Origin of the sequence: Burkholderia sp. DN3021, from assembly GCF_049805555.1 — a bacterium.
GTDB classification, from domain to species: domain Bacteria; phylum Pseudomonadota; class Gammaproteobacteria; order Burkholderiales; family Burkholderiaceae; genus Burkholderia; species Burkholderia pyrrocinia_C.
This window is the reverse complement of the sequence record NZ_JBNCAB010000279.1, coordinates 1-543: the sequence shown is the minus strand read 5'-3', so window position 1 is coordinate 543 and position 543 is coordinate 1. Positions and strand designations below refer to the sequence as shown.

The following is a 543-nucleotide window of genomic DNA, read 5'->3' as shown; positions in this document are numbered from 1 at the left end:
ATGGACAGGTGTACATGATGACGAAGGCAACGCCACTTGACGACGAGCTTCGCCCGACCGGGGGACGTCGGCGACATAGCAAGGAATTCAAGGAGAAGGCGATCCGCGCGGCGATGCAGCCGCACGTGTCGATTGCGGCGGTGGCGCTGCACTACCGATTGAATGCCAATCTGCTGCGTCGATGGGTGGCGGCTACGCGAGAGGCGTCGGGGGCGCCTGCGGAGGCTGTCGAAACGAAGGACGTTCCTGCCGCATTCGTTCCGTTGCAACTCGACGCACCGGCTAACGCATCGGGTTCCACTGACATCCAGATCGAAATCCACCGGGGAGCCGCGACGGTCACGGTGCGCTGGCCAGTGTCCGCGGCCGGCGAATGTGCGACGTGGTTACAGGACTGGCTGCGATGATTCGCATCGATACCATCTGGCTGGCGACGGAGCCGGTCGACATGCGTGCCGGCGTCGATACGTTGCTGGCGCGCGTGGTCAAGGTGTTCGGCGCGGTGCGGCCCCACCATGCGTACCTGTTTGCGAACCGGCAATC

General features: G+C 64.1%; 2 protein-coding genes. Both read left to right on the top strand.

All coding sequences use genetic code 11. The features are described 5' to 3' along the window. A partial coding sequence (locus ACPUER_RS37090; protein WP_425133619.1) for a transposase occupies nt 1-407 on the top strand: 407 nt, incomplete at its 5' end. Continuing rightward, nucleotides 374-543 (top strand): IS66 family insertion sequence element accessory protein TnpB (gene tnpB / locus ACPUER_RS37085; RefSeq protein WP_425133620.1); only part of this gene is annotated, 170 nt, incomplete at its 3' end. The genes ACPUER_RS37090 and tnpB, both read left to right, overlap by 34 nt.